The sequence below is a fragment of the Streptomyces sp. NPDC048659 genome (assembly GCF_040650575.1).
Lineage (GTDB): Bacteria > Actinomycetota > Actinomycetes > Streptomycetales > Streptomycetaceae > Streptomyces.
On the sequence record NZ_JBEZHM010000107.1, the window covers coordinates 1 to 13,549 of the forward strand.

10 protein-coding genes and 2 pseudogenes are annotated in these 13,549 nt (G+C 72.2%); 4 read left to right on the top strand and 8 right to left on the bottom strand.

Annotated features, from left to right (window positions below; genetic code table 11):
• Window positions 1–157: 157 nt before the first annotated feature.
• Both AB0C99_RS38540 and AB0C99_RS38545 read right to left on the bottom strand, forming a co-directional pair.
• A pseudogene (locus AB0C99_RS38540) lies at window positions 158–642 on the bottom strand (flavoprotein); the annotation flags it as partial.
• Between the two features lie 97 nt (window positions 643–739).
• Window positions 740–1,636: a hypothetical protein gene (locus AB0C99_RS38545; RefSeq protein WP_362485010.1), complete on the bottom strand. Its 897-nt coding sequence runs from the start codon at window positions 1,634–1,636 to the stop codon at window positions 740–742.
• Window positions 1,637–2,079: 443 nt separating this feature from the next.
• Here AB0C99_RS38545 and AB0C99_RS38550 point away from each other — a divergent pair, with 443 nt between their 5' ends.
• Window positions 2,080–4,506 (top strand): DUF5979 domain-containing protein, encoded by a 2,427-nt coding sequence (locus AB0C99_RS38550; protein ID WP_362485011.1) that lies wholly within the window; start codon window positions 2,080–2,082, stop codon window positions 4,504–4,506.
• A 126-nt stretch (window positions 4,507–4,632) separates the two neighbouring features.
• Here AB0C99_RS38550 and AB0C99_RS38555 read toward each other — a convergent pair whose 3' ends face one another.
• On the bottom strand, window positions 4,633–5,346 hold the full coding sequence (locus tag AB0C99_RS38555; protein ID WP_362485012.1) for a hypothetical protein: 714 nt from the start codon (window positions 5,344–5,346) through the stop codon (window positions 4,633–4,635).
• 131 nt (window positions 5,347–5,477) lie between these two features.
• On the opposite strand from AB0C99_RS38555, the gene AB0C99_RS38560 reads away from it, so the two are divergent.
• Window positions 5,478–5,936 (top strand): hypothetical protein, encoded by a 459-nt coding sequence (locus tag AB0C99_RS38560; protein WP_362485014.1) that lies wholly within the window; start codon window positions 5,478–5,480, stop codon window positions 5,934–5,936.
• A 34-nt stretch (window positions 5,937–5,970) separates the two neighbouring features.
• On the opposite strand, the gene AB0C99_RS38565 is transcribed toward AB0C99_RS38560, so the two are convergent.
• A complete protein-coding gene (locus tag AB0C99_RS38565) occupies window positions 5,971–6,417 on the bottom strand; it encodes a TIGR03618 family F420-dependent PPOX class oxidoreductase (protein WP_362485016.1) in 447 nt (148 codons plus the stop codon).
• Window positions 6,418–6,773: 356 nt separating this feature from the next.
• Here AB0C99_RS38565 and AB0C99_RS38570 point away from each other — a divergent pair, with 356 nt between their 5' ends.
• Window positions 6,774–7,976 (top strand): NADH:flavin oxidoreductase, encoded by a 1,203-nt coding sequence (locus AB0C99_RS38570; RefSeq protein ID WP_362485019.1) that lies wholly within the window; start codon window positions 6,774–6,776, stop codon window positions 7,974–7,976.
• A gap of 19 nt (window positions 7,977–7,995) precedes the next feature.
• On the opposite strand, the gene AB0C99_RS38575 is transcribed toward AB0C99_RS38570, so the two are convergent.
• The 3 genes from AB0C99_RS38575 to AB0C99_RS38585 all read right to left on the bottom strand — a co-directional run bounded on the left by AB0C99_RS38575 (window position 7,996) and on the right by AB0C99_RS38585 (window position 12,112).
• A complete protein-coding gene (locus AB0C99_RS38575; RefSeq protein WP_362485020.1) occupies window positions 7,996–9,885 on the bottom strand; it encodes a hypothetical protein in 1,890 nt (629 codons plus the stop codon).
• A 228-nt stretch (window positions 9,886–10,113) separates the two neighbouring features.
• On the bottom strand, window positions 10,114–10,806 hold the full coding sequence (locus tag AB0C99_RS38580) for a DUF4232 domain-containing protein (RefSeq protein WP_362485022.1): 693 nt from the start codon (window positions 10,804–10,806) through the stop codon (window positions 10,114–10,116).
• 274 nt (window positions 10,807–11,080) lie between these two features.
• Complete coding sequence (locus tag AB0C99_RS38585; protein ID WP_362485024.1) at window positions 11,081–12,112, bottom strand: saccharopine dehydrogenase NADP-binding domain-containing protein; 1,032 nt, start codon at window positions 12,110–12,112, stop codon at window positions 11,081–11,083.
• A 127-nt stretch (window positions 12,113–12,239) separates the two neighbouring features.
• Between AB0C99_RS38585 and AB0C99_RS38590 the strand changes: the two genes are divergently transcribed.
• Window positions 12,240–13,175 (top strand): helix-turn-helix domain-containing protein, encoded by a 936-nt coding sequence (locus AB0C99_RS38590; protein ID WP_362485026.1) that lies wholly within the window; start codon window positions 12,240–12,242, stop codon window positions 13,173–13,175.
• Between the two features lie 82 nt (window positions 13,176–13,257).
• On the opposite strand, the pseudogene AB0C99_RS38595 reads toward AB0C99_RS38590, so the two are convergent.
• A pseudogene (locus AB0C99_RS38595) lies at window positions 13,258–13,549 on the bottom strand (glycosyltransferase family 2 protein); the annotation flags it as partial.

Below are 13,549 nucleotides of genomic sequence, written 5' to 3' on the forward strand. Positions count from 1 at the left end.
TCCGGGACGACGAGAGGGGACGGTCGCACGAGATGGGCATCGCCCGGGAGTTCGACATGCGGGGAAGCGGCTCGACCTTCCACCATGGCACGCGCGGGACACATCCCGGCCTGGCCCGGCCTGACTTCCACCTACCCCTCCGGCGTGCACGGTGCCGAGCCAGGGCGGACGGGGCCTGGAGGCGCTCGTCCAGGCCCAGGCGGAGCTCGCCGAGGAAGGAGAGGTCCAGGCGGAAGCCGATCAGGACGATGACCTCGTCGACCGGATCGAGCCGACGGCCGTCCTTCGCGACGAGTACGAGACAAGCGTCGGCGTCAATGCCGGTGCCGGTGCGGCTGTGGACATCGCGTTCGACCGCCTCGATACGGAAGCCGGTGACGGCGTCGGCGTGGCCTGCGCGGGCGGGGAGCTGGTCGGCGGTGCCGCCGCCGAAGGCGGCGCCGGAGCTTTCGCCCCCTCGCCGGAGCCGACGACGGCGGTGCGCTTGCCCGCGTACCGTGCGCGGAGTACGGGATCCCGGAGGTCGGAGACGCGGTACGTGACGCGTTCGGCGGCGGCCCTCTCGCCGAGGGCCGGGAGGCCGGAGGCACCGGCGGGGCTCGGGGTGGCCCACGTACCCGAGGCGTCGATCACCGCGCGGGCGAGCAGCGGCGAATCACCCGAGGCCGCGAAGGTCGAACCACCCGCTCAACGTCCATGGCCGTGCTGCCTCAGGCAGCTTGATGACAGGTGCTCAGCCCTACAGCCCGGCCCGAGCGAGCAGGGACTCCGCCTGTTGGCGCGTGAGATTCGGCGAGGCCGGTGCCGCTGGCGGACACGTGTGGCCGCCTCGCCTGAACGCCAGCAACCACTCGGCAACGGGGCTGTCGGGCTCCAGCGTGGCCACAACCTGTTCACGGATCGCCTGCGGGGTGTCGGCCCGTGCCGCGATCGCGCTCCTGACGAAGATGTCCTGGTCCTCTGCCAGCAGGTCACGCAAAGCGGGAGGCAGGTCCGGATGTGAGGCGACGGCCTCACGGACATCGGAATCCGAGTCGGCCGCCAGCTCAGGAGTCGGCAGGGCATACGCGACCGCGGCAGCACGGGTCGCCGGATCTGCCAGCAGTCCGGACAGGAGGTCCGCCGGAGGGGCGAAGGCCCGAGCACTGCCGCTACGGATGTCTGGATCGGCGTCGGTCAGCAACACCCTGCGGACGTTGTCCGGAACATCTCGCCAGCGCTGGACGACCGACGACCGCACGCTAGCCTCCGAGTCCGCAGCCAGGACCTCCAGCAACCCGGCCGGCAGATGGTCGTTCATAGCAAGGAACGAGCGCACGGAAGGGTCCGGGTCGGCCGCCAGACGGGCGAGCAGCCCCAGGGGTTCGTCCCTGACGCTCGCCGCCACCGCACAACGAACGGCCGGCTCACCATGCTCCGCGAAGCGGGCCCTGATCCGAGAAGGCACGGAGCGGTTCGCGGCGAGAGTCCGCACGGAGCCGAGTTCGATGATCTCCGCTATCAGTTCACCAGTCAGGTCCCGACGCAGCAACGCCACCGAGCGCCGAGCCCCTGGGTGCTGGAGCAAGCGGCGCACCAGGTCAACGGACAGATCCTCTTGGGCTGCCAGAGCGCTGAGTTCAGCATCCAGTTCCATGCAACGCAGGGTAAGCCTCAGGCTTGAAGAGGACGGCCCAAACCGATCTGCCGTCGCAGCCGGACACCCGACTTGTCATGAGCGAGTCATACGCAGGCACTCGGCCGACTGATCCGCAGCGGCCTCGCCGCACACAGGGCAGTCCCACTCATCGACCGAGTCCATCACGACCGGATGACCACAGAAGTCACACGGGCGTATCCCTTCGCCAGCCGATTCCCGGGCAGGCACGCCATCGCTCACGACACCCACAGTGCCACCCAACACCTTGACCGAAGGCAGGGGCCTCCGGACGGGTGAAGTGACGGCGTGTCTGCGGAGCCGTAGCAGAGGGACGTTGGCCTGCGTGATTGCCTCACCGGGATCTTGCTATTACGCGCTGATCACACGGACATGCAGACGCACAGACACGCACAAGCGCATGAGCGGGTGGAGGGGTAGGGATGCCTGGAAAGGTCCTGTCCGGGGCGAGAGGCCGGGTCGGCGGGGTGCTCGCGGTACTGAGTGTCGCGGGTGTGCTCGTGGGCCTCCTCGGTGGCGCGGACGGCCGCGCCGCGGCGGCGGCGGCGCCGACGAGACCGCTGTCGGTGACGTTCGTGGCGCGCGCCTGTCCCGCGTACGCAGACGTCATGGCCAACAAGGCCCGCAACAACTACCAGGAGTCGCTGCGCGACCTGGGACCCGACTCCAACTACGCGCGCGACGAGACGGTCTCCGCCGCCAAGGAGGCGTCCGGCACGCCGCTGCCGCCCTGCGATCCGCTGCCCGGGTGGACGTTCTCGACCGGCGACGGCATCACCGACAAGACGCCCGCCACGCTCAATCTGAGCACCGTCTCCACCCCGTTCCGGCAGAACATCACCACCCAGGCGACCACCCCCGAGCTCGACTCGGCGGGCGAGCCGACCGGCCGGCAGCTCGCGGGCGCCGTGACCGTGCGGCTCAACAGCCAGGAGATCGGCGCCGGCTCGTACCTCGTCGTCCAGGGCGGCACCAAGGCGCAGCCCCTCAACGGCAAGCAGGAGCAGTACGGGTTCGCCGCGCTGCGCTGCGCGCAGGACGCCATCAACGGCGACAACGTCGAGTACGTGTCGTTCCCCTCGGGCGCCCGGCACGTCTTCTGCTACTACTACGCGGTCACGCCGCCGCCGGACTCCGGCACCATCACCGTCGTCAAGAAGGTCGCCCCGGACACCGCGGGCCAGGGTTCGTTCCGCTTCGACGGGAACGTCTCGTACGGCGACAGCAACGGTGACGGCGTCAACGACTTCGTCCTCAACGCCTCGGCCCAGAAGCAGGACTCGATGTCCTTCGTGCGGGCGGCCGGCGACGAGCCGTGGACGTTCGCCGAAGTCGTGCCGCCGGGCAGCGGCTGGAGCCCGGCGAGCCTGCCGGACTGCACGGTGGTGGCCTCCGGCGGCGGCGCCGGGAAGAGCGCGGTCACCCGCGACTCCACCGGCGCGGTGTCCGTGCGCCTCGCCGCCGGCGACACCGTCACCTGTACGTACACCAATCGGCGTACCAGCGGAAAGGCGCTCCTGGAGAAGGAGTCCGTCGGGGGCACCGGCACCTTCGACATCGACCTGACGCCCCCGGCCGGGACGCCGCCGCTCGCCGTCCCCCCGGTGACCACGACCCAGGACGGCGTGCCCGTCACGGTCGCCCAGGCCCCGAACGGCGCCACCGCGGGCACGTACCGCATCACCGAGGCCGTCCCCGCCGCTGACGGCACCGGGAGCTGGGAGCTCGTCGGCGCGAACTGCAACGGCACCGAACTGCCCGTCACCAAGGGCGCGCCCACGCAGAGCGCGCCGAACGGCACCTGGCAGGTCTCGTACGACGTGACCGCGGTCGACGACACCAACTGCCTGCTGACGAACAAGTTCACGCCCGGCGGCGCCATCGGGATCGAGAAGGTCACCGAGGGCGGCACGGGCACCTTCACGTACGCCGTCACCGAGCACCCTCGCGGGCGCCCCGCTCGCGCCTCCGCGCGCACCGACCGGGCCAGCGCGACCACCGTCGCCGAGGGCACGCCGGCCACCGCGCACCCCGAGGGCCAGACGACGGGCCCGGCGGCCGACGGGCTGACCGTGGACCCCGATGTGCGGTACACGGTGCAGGAGTTCCTGCCGCCGCCGACCGCCGACGGGCACTGGGAGCTGGTCTCCGCGGACTGCGGCGCGAACGGATCGGACGTCGACACCGCCCGCGGCACCGTCGAGGTCTCCCTGATCGCCACCAGCCCGCGGCCGACCTGCCGCTTCACCAACCGCTTCCTGCCGGTCGGCACCCTCGACGTCACGAAGCGGACGACCGGCGACACGAGCCTGCGGCCCGGGGCCGCGCAGCTCGTCCTGACCTGCGCGGACGGCACGTCGGGAACGCTGGACGTGGCGGCCGGCGACACGACGGGCTCGCTGCCGCGGCAGACGTTCGCGGCGGACACCACCTGCACGCTCACCGAGCCCCGCACCGGCGCCGACGCGGACGGAGACGGGGGCGGGGACGGTGGCACCACCGTGGACACGAGCGCCGAACTCAGCGTCGACGGCGGAGACCCGACTCCGGTCACCCTCGGCCGCCCCTTCCCCGTCAAGGCGGGCGAGACCACGCGCGTGACCGTCACCAACACGTTCACCACCACTCCGCCCACCAGCCCCCCGCCGACCAACGCGCCGCCCACGACCCCGCCGCCCACCTCGCCGCCCCCGACACCGCCCACCGGCCACCCGACGACGCCGCCGCCTCCGGGCAACCTGGCGGAGACCGGCACGTCCTCGACCCCCTGGTGGATCGCTCTGGCAGCGGTCGCCCTGGCGACCGCGGGAACCGTGACCTTCACGACGGTACGCCGCCGCCGTACCTGACCGAAGTCCCCCTCCGTACCGGCAGGCCGGTACGGAGGGGGACCTCCAAGACCCTCACCGAGCCCCTTCCCTTCACCTCACGGGCCTGGTCATCCGCTGCTGAAGGACGTCCGGTGGACACGGCCGTCACGCGAAGTCGGGGCACTCCGCGACGTAGCCCTGTGACACCGGCTGCCAGGCCCCGTGGTCCTCGCGGGCGCTCAGGCGGTCCGCCGCTCGGGCCGTCTCGATCAGCTGGGCGGTGGTCAGGGGGATGGCCGCCGTGAAGACCCGCCCGAGGTGGTGACAGTGCACCATCGGGCGGATGTCCTCCGCGTACGGTTCGTCGGCGATCGCGAAGATGTCGGGCAGGGTCCATCCGAGCGTTCCCGCGATCGCGGAGAGCTGCTGCCGGCGGTGTCGGTTCGGGTCCCAGCGCCACAGCATCTGGTGCAGGGTGCTGTGCGACAGGCCCAGGAAGGGCAGCTCGCGGACACCGAATCCCCGGTTGAGGATCAGGCCGCCGAGCACGGCCGCGAATCCGGTCTCGGCGGGGCGCCTCCCCGGCCACGGCAGCGGTCGGAGGGGTGCCGGATCGGCGGCTCTGGGCAGCGCGCGGGCGAATGACTCCAGCTCGGCGAGCTGCGCGTGGTCACAGTGGCTGACACGGTGGGCGAACCCTCTCAGGACCTGGGCGTCGCGTTCCGGTGGGAGGAGTTCCGCGGGCACCGGGCGGCCCGCGACGACGAGCAGGTCCGCGGTCGACAGGCCGAGTTCGGTGGAGAGCACGCGTATGGACCGCGTGTCGCCGTGCTCGGCTCCGCTCGCGGCCAGGTTCCGCAGGATGGTCGCTCGTTCCATGGCGAGAACCTAGCCGGTGGGGTGCGGGCGCCCGCATGTCTTCGTGACCGCCGCCACGCGTAAGGCCGGAGTAACGGCCGTTTCGGGTGGCTGCCGCCTTTCCCGTACCGTATCGAATTATGCGCAATTGGATGTTTGGCGGTATTTACGGCACCGTCCTGGCCAGCGCGCTGCTCGCGGCGCTGCAGGGCGAGGGGCAGCGCTTCACGCCGGTCTATGACGCGTTGTGGATCCTGGTCACCGCGGTCGCCGCGGGTCTCGTGCACGGGTACGCGCACCACATGGCCACCCATCACACGGGAAGTGCCTCCGTGCGGTGGCGGCGCCTGTTGACGGCGCTGGGCGAGGAGTGGCCGCTGGTGGTCGCCGTGCTGCCCACCGTGGCCCTCCTCCTGATCGCCGGGGCGGCGAACTGGAGCGAGCCCCCCGTCACCTCGGCCGGGCTCGCCCTCAACACCCTCCTGCTCGGCGCCTGGGGCACCTTCGCCGCCCTCAGATCCGGCTACCGGCGCCGCTCCGCCGTGCTCGTGGGCCTCGCCGACGCGGCCATCGGGCTGGCGATCGCCGTGGCCAACGCCCTGATCAAGTGACGCGCGCCGGCGGCCCCGTACCCGTCTCCCGTGTTCAGGGCGCGGGTACGGGGCCGCCGGGCCGGAAGCGTTCCACTCCCACGATGTGGCGCACCTTGAGCGGTCGTACGATCACGGCGACCCGCTGCTCGCCCGGCATGATCCACGGGTAGCGCTCGCGCCCCAGGTACTTGCGGGTCATGCGGTCCATCCGTTCCAGTGCCTCCTCGCCCTCGATGAACCGGGCCACGACACCGCTGATCTGCACCCTGTCGTACGGGTCGGCGGTGTCCGCGTGCGAGAGGTAGACACGGGGGTCGTTGCGGAGGTTCTCCTCCTTCACCCGGCCCACGGACGTGTTGAACGCCAGCTCCCCCTGGCCCTCCCGGTCCACCCACATCGGGCTGACCCGGGGAGCCCCGTCGGGGCACACCGTGCCGACGTACCAGATGTTGGGGGCGGCGAGGCGGGCGCCGACCGTCGCGTCGAAGATCTCCGTCATCCGGCCCAAGTTACCGACCACGACGGTCCGGACGGGCGGTGCGGCGCGTGCGTGTCGGTGTGTCCGTGCGTCCGTGCGTCCGTGCGTCCGTGCGTCCGTGCGTCCGTGCGTCCGTGCGTCCGTGCGTCCGTGCGTCCGTGCGCCGGTGTGATCGTTGTCTGTCGGATGTGTCGCCGTAGTCATCCCCTCTCGCACTCGTGATTGAAAGTGCGAGGCGACTGTGCTCTCCTGCGGACCGGAACGGACCCCTGCGGGCGGCGGGCCGGAACCGATCCGCCGTCACCACATCCCGCCCCCTGCCACACCCCGCCACACCCCGCCACGCTCAGGAAGGATGCCTCCCGATGGTCCCCCGCGTGCCCCCTGCCGTCCCCGACGCCCCCGACGTCCTCGCGCCCGCGAGGCTCGGCCCTCTCACGCTGCGCAACCGGATCGTCAAGGCGGCCACGTTCGAAGGGGCCACCCCCGACGGGCTCGTCACCGACCGGCTGATCGACTATCACCGCGCGCCCGCCGCCGGCGGGGTCGGGATGACCACCGTCGCCTATCTGGCGGTGGCGCCCGAGGGGCGCACCGAGCGGCGGCAGATCTGGATGCGGCCCGAGGCAGTCCCGGGGCTGCGCCGCCTGACGGACGCCGTGCATGCCGAAGGGGCCGCCGTCTCGGCGCAGATCGGCCACGCGGGGCCGGTCGCGAACGCCGCGTCCAACCGGCTCCCGGCGCTCGCCCCGACCCGCCGGTTCAGCCCGCTCGGGATGCGCACCACCCGGGCGGCCACCGCGTCCGACGTCGAGCGGATCGTCCGGGCCCACGGGGAGGCGGCCCGGCTCGCGCTCGACGCCGGGTTCGACGCCGTCGAGGTCCACATGGGCCACAACTACTTCACCAGCGCCTTCCTCAGCCCGCGCCTGAACCGGCGCAAGGACCGCTACGGCGGGAGCCTCGCCAACCGGGCCTCCGTGGCGCGCGCGGCCGCCCGCGCCGTGCGCGACGCCGTCGGGGACCGCCTCGCCGTCACGGCGAAGCTGAACATGGACGACGGCGTACGCGGCGGCACCCGGATCGACGACAGCCTCCGGCTCGCCCGCTGGCTCCAGGACGACGGCACCGTCGACGCCCTGGAACTCACGGCGGGCAGCTCGCTCCTGAACCCCATGTACCTCTTCCGCGGCGACGCGCCCGTACGCGACTTCGCGGCCACCTTCCCTCAGCCCGTCCGCTCCGTCGTACGGGCGCTGGGCGGCCGGTTCCTGATCGACTACCCCTACGAGGAGGCGTACCTGCTGGACTCGGCCCGCCGGTTCCGCGCCGAGCTGGACCTGCCGCTGATCCTGCTCGGCGGCATCGCCGACCTCGCGACCGCGCGGCGCGCCATGGCCGAGGGCTTCGACTTCGTGGCCATGGGCCGCGCCCTGCTGCGCGAGCCGGACCTCGTCGACCGCTACCGCGCCGGGACCAGCACCACGTCCCTGTGCGTCCACTGCAACCGCTGCGTGCCGACCATCTACAGCGGCACCCGCTGCGTCCTGGTGACCCCGGAGCCGCCGCCCAGGGGCTGACCCCGGGGCCCCTGGGGCGTCAGCTGTCGGAGCGGAAGGCTCCGTGGACGCGCAGGTCTGCCTGGACGGCGATCTGGTCGTCGTTGGTGTGCATGATCCAGGACTGCCCGTTGCGCACGGACAGGTGCCCGTTGGCGTTCACCTTGCCCTTGAAGCGGGACTCCCCGGCCACCCGCAGCATCCCCTTCGTGCCGAGGTCTCCGGCGACGACGACGCTCTGGCTCGCGAGCAGGTCGCCCTCGGCGTCGAGGCGGCCGTGGACGATCAGGCGCGGCGGGCCGTCCTGGGTCTCCAGGACCTGGTCGACGGTCAGGCCGCCCTCCAGGTGCAGGCGTTCCTTCACCCTGGCGCGGTGGGTGACCAGGTCGTTGAGGTCGGCGGTGCCGGCCGAGACCGTGCCCCACTGCCGGTCGCCGGCTCCCTGGAAGACGTTCAGGCCGCCGGCGGGGAACTCGATCCAGCCGTCACCGCCCGTCCGGCCCTGCACCCAGGAGGTGTTGACCCCGGTCAGGTCCGCCTTGTCGGCGGCGACCGTGCCCCACTCGTTGGCGCCGTCCTTGCGGACGTTCACCCCGGACTGCGGGAACTCGATCCAGCCCTTGCCGCCGTCGATGTCTCCCACCCAGGTGGTGTTCACACCGTTCACCCGGACGCGCTCCGCCGTCACGGCGCCCAGGTCGCTGCTAGCGCCACGGCCGACCGTGATCCCGTCGGCGGGGAAACGGATCCAGCCGGCGCCGGCGTCCCGGCCCCGCACCGTACCCGTGAGGACGGTGTCGGCCTTGATGTCGGTGGCGTTCACGTCGGTGGCGTTCACGTCGGTGGCATTGACGTCGGTGGCGTTGACGTCGGTGGCGTTCACGTCGGTGGCGTTCACGTCCGTCGCATGGACGCTGGTCGCGTGCACGTCCGTGGCATGGACATTCGTCGTGTTCACGTCCGTCGCACCGACATTGGTGGCGGTCACGTCCGTCGCCGTGACCGTGGCCGCCGCCACAGTCTGTGCGGTGACCGCCTTCGCGTCGACCGTGCCCGGCGCCCCCTGGCTGTCCTGCACCGTCACGCCGAGGTCCGTGAACTCGACGCGCCCGCCGTGCGCGATCCCCTTCACCCAGGGCGTGGAGACTCCGTCCGTCGCCGTGACGCCTTCGAACTCGGGGCTGCGCAGATGGACCGTGGTGGTGAGGTAGTAGCCCGGCTGGTGGGGGCTCTTGGGCGTGGCGATCAGGGTGTACGTGGCGTCCCGCTTCGGCTCCTCCCCCGGCGGCGGCGACCAGTGCCAGGGTCCTGCCGTCAGCGGTACGGGGTGGGGCGCGCCGACCGGGCCCTGGATCGCGTATTCGAGGGTGTCCGGGCCGTCCCAGCGCAGGGTGACCTGCTCGTTCGCGCCCAGCAGCGTGCTGTCCGCGCGGAGGTTGCTGGGGATCTTGGAGGCGCGCTTGAGCAGGCTCAGGGTGATCAGGTGGTCGCTCCTGGGGCCCCGCCCGTGGGAGTCCTCGGCGAGGGACAGCAGGACCAGCCCCTCCTCGGACGAGACGGGGAAGCCGGACAGTTCGACGACCAGGACCTCGCCCTTGCGCAGGCGCACGCCGGAGAGGGCCTCCAGGCGGTAGATCCCGGTGAGCCCGTCCCAGCTCTCGGCGAGGCCGACCGAGGAGGTGAGGGTGCTGCCGGTGAGCCTGGCCTGGATCCGGTCGGGGTGAGCGGTCAGGTGCGCCTTGCCGCTGCCGTGCGGGACCGTGATGTCGAGTTCGTAGAGGGTCACGGACCAGGCGTTCGGATTCGAGACGACGATGTGCACCGCGCCCGGCGCCTCCTCGTCCTTTCCGGTACCGGACACCTGGAGCTGTGCGGGATCGGTGAGTATCTCGTAGTGCAGGTTGGCCATCGCCACTTCCCCCTCGTCCACTGCGCGGGCGCTCCCCACGGGCGCGGTCCCCGCAGCCCGAGCCCTATCCCGCGAAACAGGCCAAGAACCGCTGATCTTTCGCGAACGACCGAAAGGGCTCATACGTGACCGATTCACGACGAGAGATGTGAACGGATACGTGATCCTCGAAAATCCGGTCCAAGCGGGTCCGGGGCGGGGCTGACGGGAGAGGAGGGTGAGGGGGACGGTGAGGGCTGGCGCGGGGTGTCAGAAGTCGTACGGCTTCCTGGTGTTCCAGTTCAGCACGTCGGCCTCGTTCCAGCTGAACGCCGCCTTCGCGCCCGTGGTGTCGACCGAGTAGAAGGGGCCGGTGCGGCCGTCCGTGCCGCGCAGGGCGAGCGCGAAGGACCGTGCGGTGTGGTGGTTCGTGCCGTAGTCGAACAGGTTCACCGCGCTGTAGACCTTGCCCCCGGGGCGGAGCGTGATGCGCTTGTCGCCGCCCGGGGCGTCCTTCTTCGAGTGCGGCAGCGTGGGACCGTCGACGTCACCGCCGAGCTTCACGGCCGGGTACGAGGTGACCCAGCACGCCGTACGACCCTCGTTCGACGCGGTGACCAGCAGGTGGTCGCCCTGCTCGCCGGCGAACCGGTGGACGGCCGTGACCAGCAGCTCGTCGCCCCGGCACTGGCGGGCCTCCGCCGCCGTGGCCGTGGTCGTGGCGCCGGACCCGGGCAGCGTGTTCACCGCGTGCGCCGCCTTCACGCCGGTCGCCGCGATCCCGTCGACGGCCGGGCGCGCCACCGGACCAGTGTCACCGGCAGCGGCACCGGCGGCGGCATTGGCACCGCCACCGCCGCAGGCGGTGAGGCCCAGTGCCAGCGCGGCGGTGACACCGGCCAGGGCGACGGTGCGGAGGGAACGGCGGGCGGGGTTCGTGATCGTGGTCGCGGTGATGTTCATGATGAAGCTCCCCGGTGATCAGGTGAAGTGAGATGAAGTGAGGCGAGGCGAGGCCGACGCGAAATCGAGCGAGGCAAGGCGAGAGGACAGGGCGGTCAGGCCCCCCGCTCCCGCAGGGGTACCGACCACGTCGGCTGTTTCACTGCACCACAGGAGAGGGCGCCCGGAACCGCACGGTTCACCGCGTTCCGTCCTGATTCGGTAACAAGTGATCGGTGACAAGCGATCTGTGACGAGCGGTCGGTGACGAGCGGTCCGTGACGAGCGATCCGCCCTACGCGTCCAGGGCGATGTGCGGCCCGAGGGCGCGCAGGAAGTCGGCGGCGTCGAAGATCTCGCCGGCGGAGGCGACGCCGACGGTCCTGGTCCGGCCCGTCAGCACCCGGTCCAGGGCCTCGACGACGAGCGGCGCGGTCACGGCGTAGATGTCCCGGCCCCGGGCCGTGGCACGGCGTTCGGCGCCGCCGGAACGGATCACGACGTCGACGAGGAAGGTCTGATCGGAACGCCCGCTACCGTCGGCGGCCGTCGGGGCGGGGGTGTCCGGGGCGGCGAGGTCGCGGGCCGCCTCGGCGCTCATGTACGTGGTCACGTCGGGGATGGCCAGGTGCAGCGGGACGGTGACGACGTCCGCCATGGTGAACTCCCCGATCACCGGGCGGCGGCCGAGCGGCGGCGGGAAGTCCCAGTCGAGGGTGGGCGCGGCGTCGGTACGGTGCTCCCAGCGCCCGCCGCGGTAGCGCAGCCGGCGCTCGCCGCGCCGCTCGCGCGAGACGGCGCCGGACAGGCGGGTGCCCGCGGTGGGGTACCAGCTGCTGAGCGCGTAGGCGATGTGCGCCTCGTCGGCCGAGGTCCAGTCGCCCATGGCCGCGGTGGCCAGCAGGTCGCCGAGGCCGCCGAAGAAGGCCATGGCCGGGACGATCACCGCGCGCTCGGCCTCGGCGCGGTCGCGGTAGTGGGCGAAGGTGTCGAGGTTGGCCTCGATCTCGGCGGCCACGTCCAAGTACGGGACGCCCGCCCGCAGCGCGGCCTCGATGACGGGGCCGGCGGTCGAGGCGAAGGGCCCGGCGCAGTTGACGACGGCGGCCGTGCCCGCGAGCGCGCGGTCCAGGGAGGCCGCGTCGTCCGCCGACGCCACCCGGCCCCCGGCCTCAAGCCCGTACTCCTCGGCGAGCTCCTCCAGCGCCTTCGCGTCACATCCGGACGGTATGGGTGCGTAGCCGCGGGCGAGCAGCTCCGCGACCACGAACCGCCCGGTGTGACCGTACGCGCCGAACACCGCCACCGGCCGTCGCCCTGACTCCATGGGACCGCTCCCCGCACTCGGCCGTCCACGGCGGGCTGTCCCGCCCGTGGTCCGGTGCCTCCATCGTGGTGGGCGGCCCGTCTCCCGTACGAGAGTCGGAAACGACGCGACCCGTACACTTTCCGACATGCATCGGGTCGCGCTCGCCGTCACCGACGGAATGCTCGCTTACGAACTGTCCGTGGCCCTGGAGATCTTCGGCTCGGACCTCAGTCATGTCGTGGACCCCTGGTACGACTTCACCCTCTGCGGACCCGCGCCCGTGCGCGTCGGCCGCTTCCTCGTGGCGCCGGACCACGGCCTGGACGGGCTCGCCCGCGCGGACACCGTCATCGTCCCCGGCTGGGCCGACACCGACCTGGCGCCGCCCGCGGAACTGGTGGACGCGGTACGGGCCGCCCACCGGTCCGGCGCCCGCGTGGCCTCGCTGTGCACCGGCGCCTTCGTCCTGGGCGCGGCGGGCCTGCTCGACGGGCGGCGGTCCACCACGCACTGGGCGCACACCCGGGAGCTGGCCCGGCGCCACCCCGCGACCACCGTCGACCCGGACGTCCTCTACGTGGACAACGGCGACGTCCTGACCTCGGCGGGCAAGGCCGCCGCCATGGACCTGTGCCTGCACTTGGTGCGGCTCGACCACGGCGCGGCGGGCGCGAACCGGATCGCCCGCCGCCTGGTCACCCCGCCGCATCGCGACGGCGGCCAGGCCCAGTTCATCGCCACGCCCCTCCCCGCCCCCGACAACCACCCGCTGGCCGAGCTGCTGCCGTGGGTCCTGGAACGCCTGGACCGGGCTCTCACGGTCGAGGACCTGGCCCGCCGGGCGGGCATGAGCTCACGCCACCTGGCCCGCCACTTCAAGCGGATCACCGGGACCACCCCGCTCCGCTGGCTGCACACCCAGCGCATCCGGCACGCCCAAGAGCTCCTGGAGACCACCGGCGCCACGGTCGACGCCATCGCCGAGGCGACCGGCATGGGCACCGCGACCACCCTGCGCCGCCACTTCCAGCGGAGCGTGGGCGTGGCGCCGGACGCGTACCGGAGGACGTTCCGGGGCTGAGGCGGGCTGAGTGTTCCCTGATCACCCACCACCGCTCCCGAGGGCGTCCGGCCGGTCCTCCCCCTCCGCCCCCTCCGGGTAGCTAGATGCGCCCGTTGCGCAGCGACTGCCACACGGCGCCGGCCAGAGCGCGCGTCGAGCGGGGCACCGACAGGTGTTCGTGCTCGCGGTACAGGGCCCAGTTGTACGAGACGAGGGCCATCTTGTTGGAGGACAGGGAGCCCGCCTGGTGGGCCCGGTACACGGCGAGGGGTTCCGCGAGGCCGCGGGCGTCGGCGCCGTCCCGCATGATCGACAGCCACAGGGCGTAGTCCTGCCGCTTACGCATCTCCGGCATGAGCCGGGTGCCCAGGGCGTTGCGGTCGTACATCGCG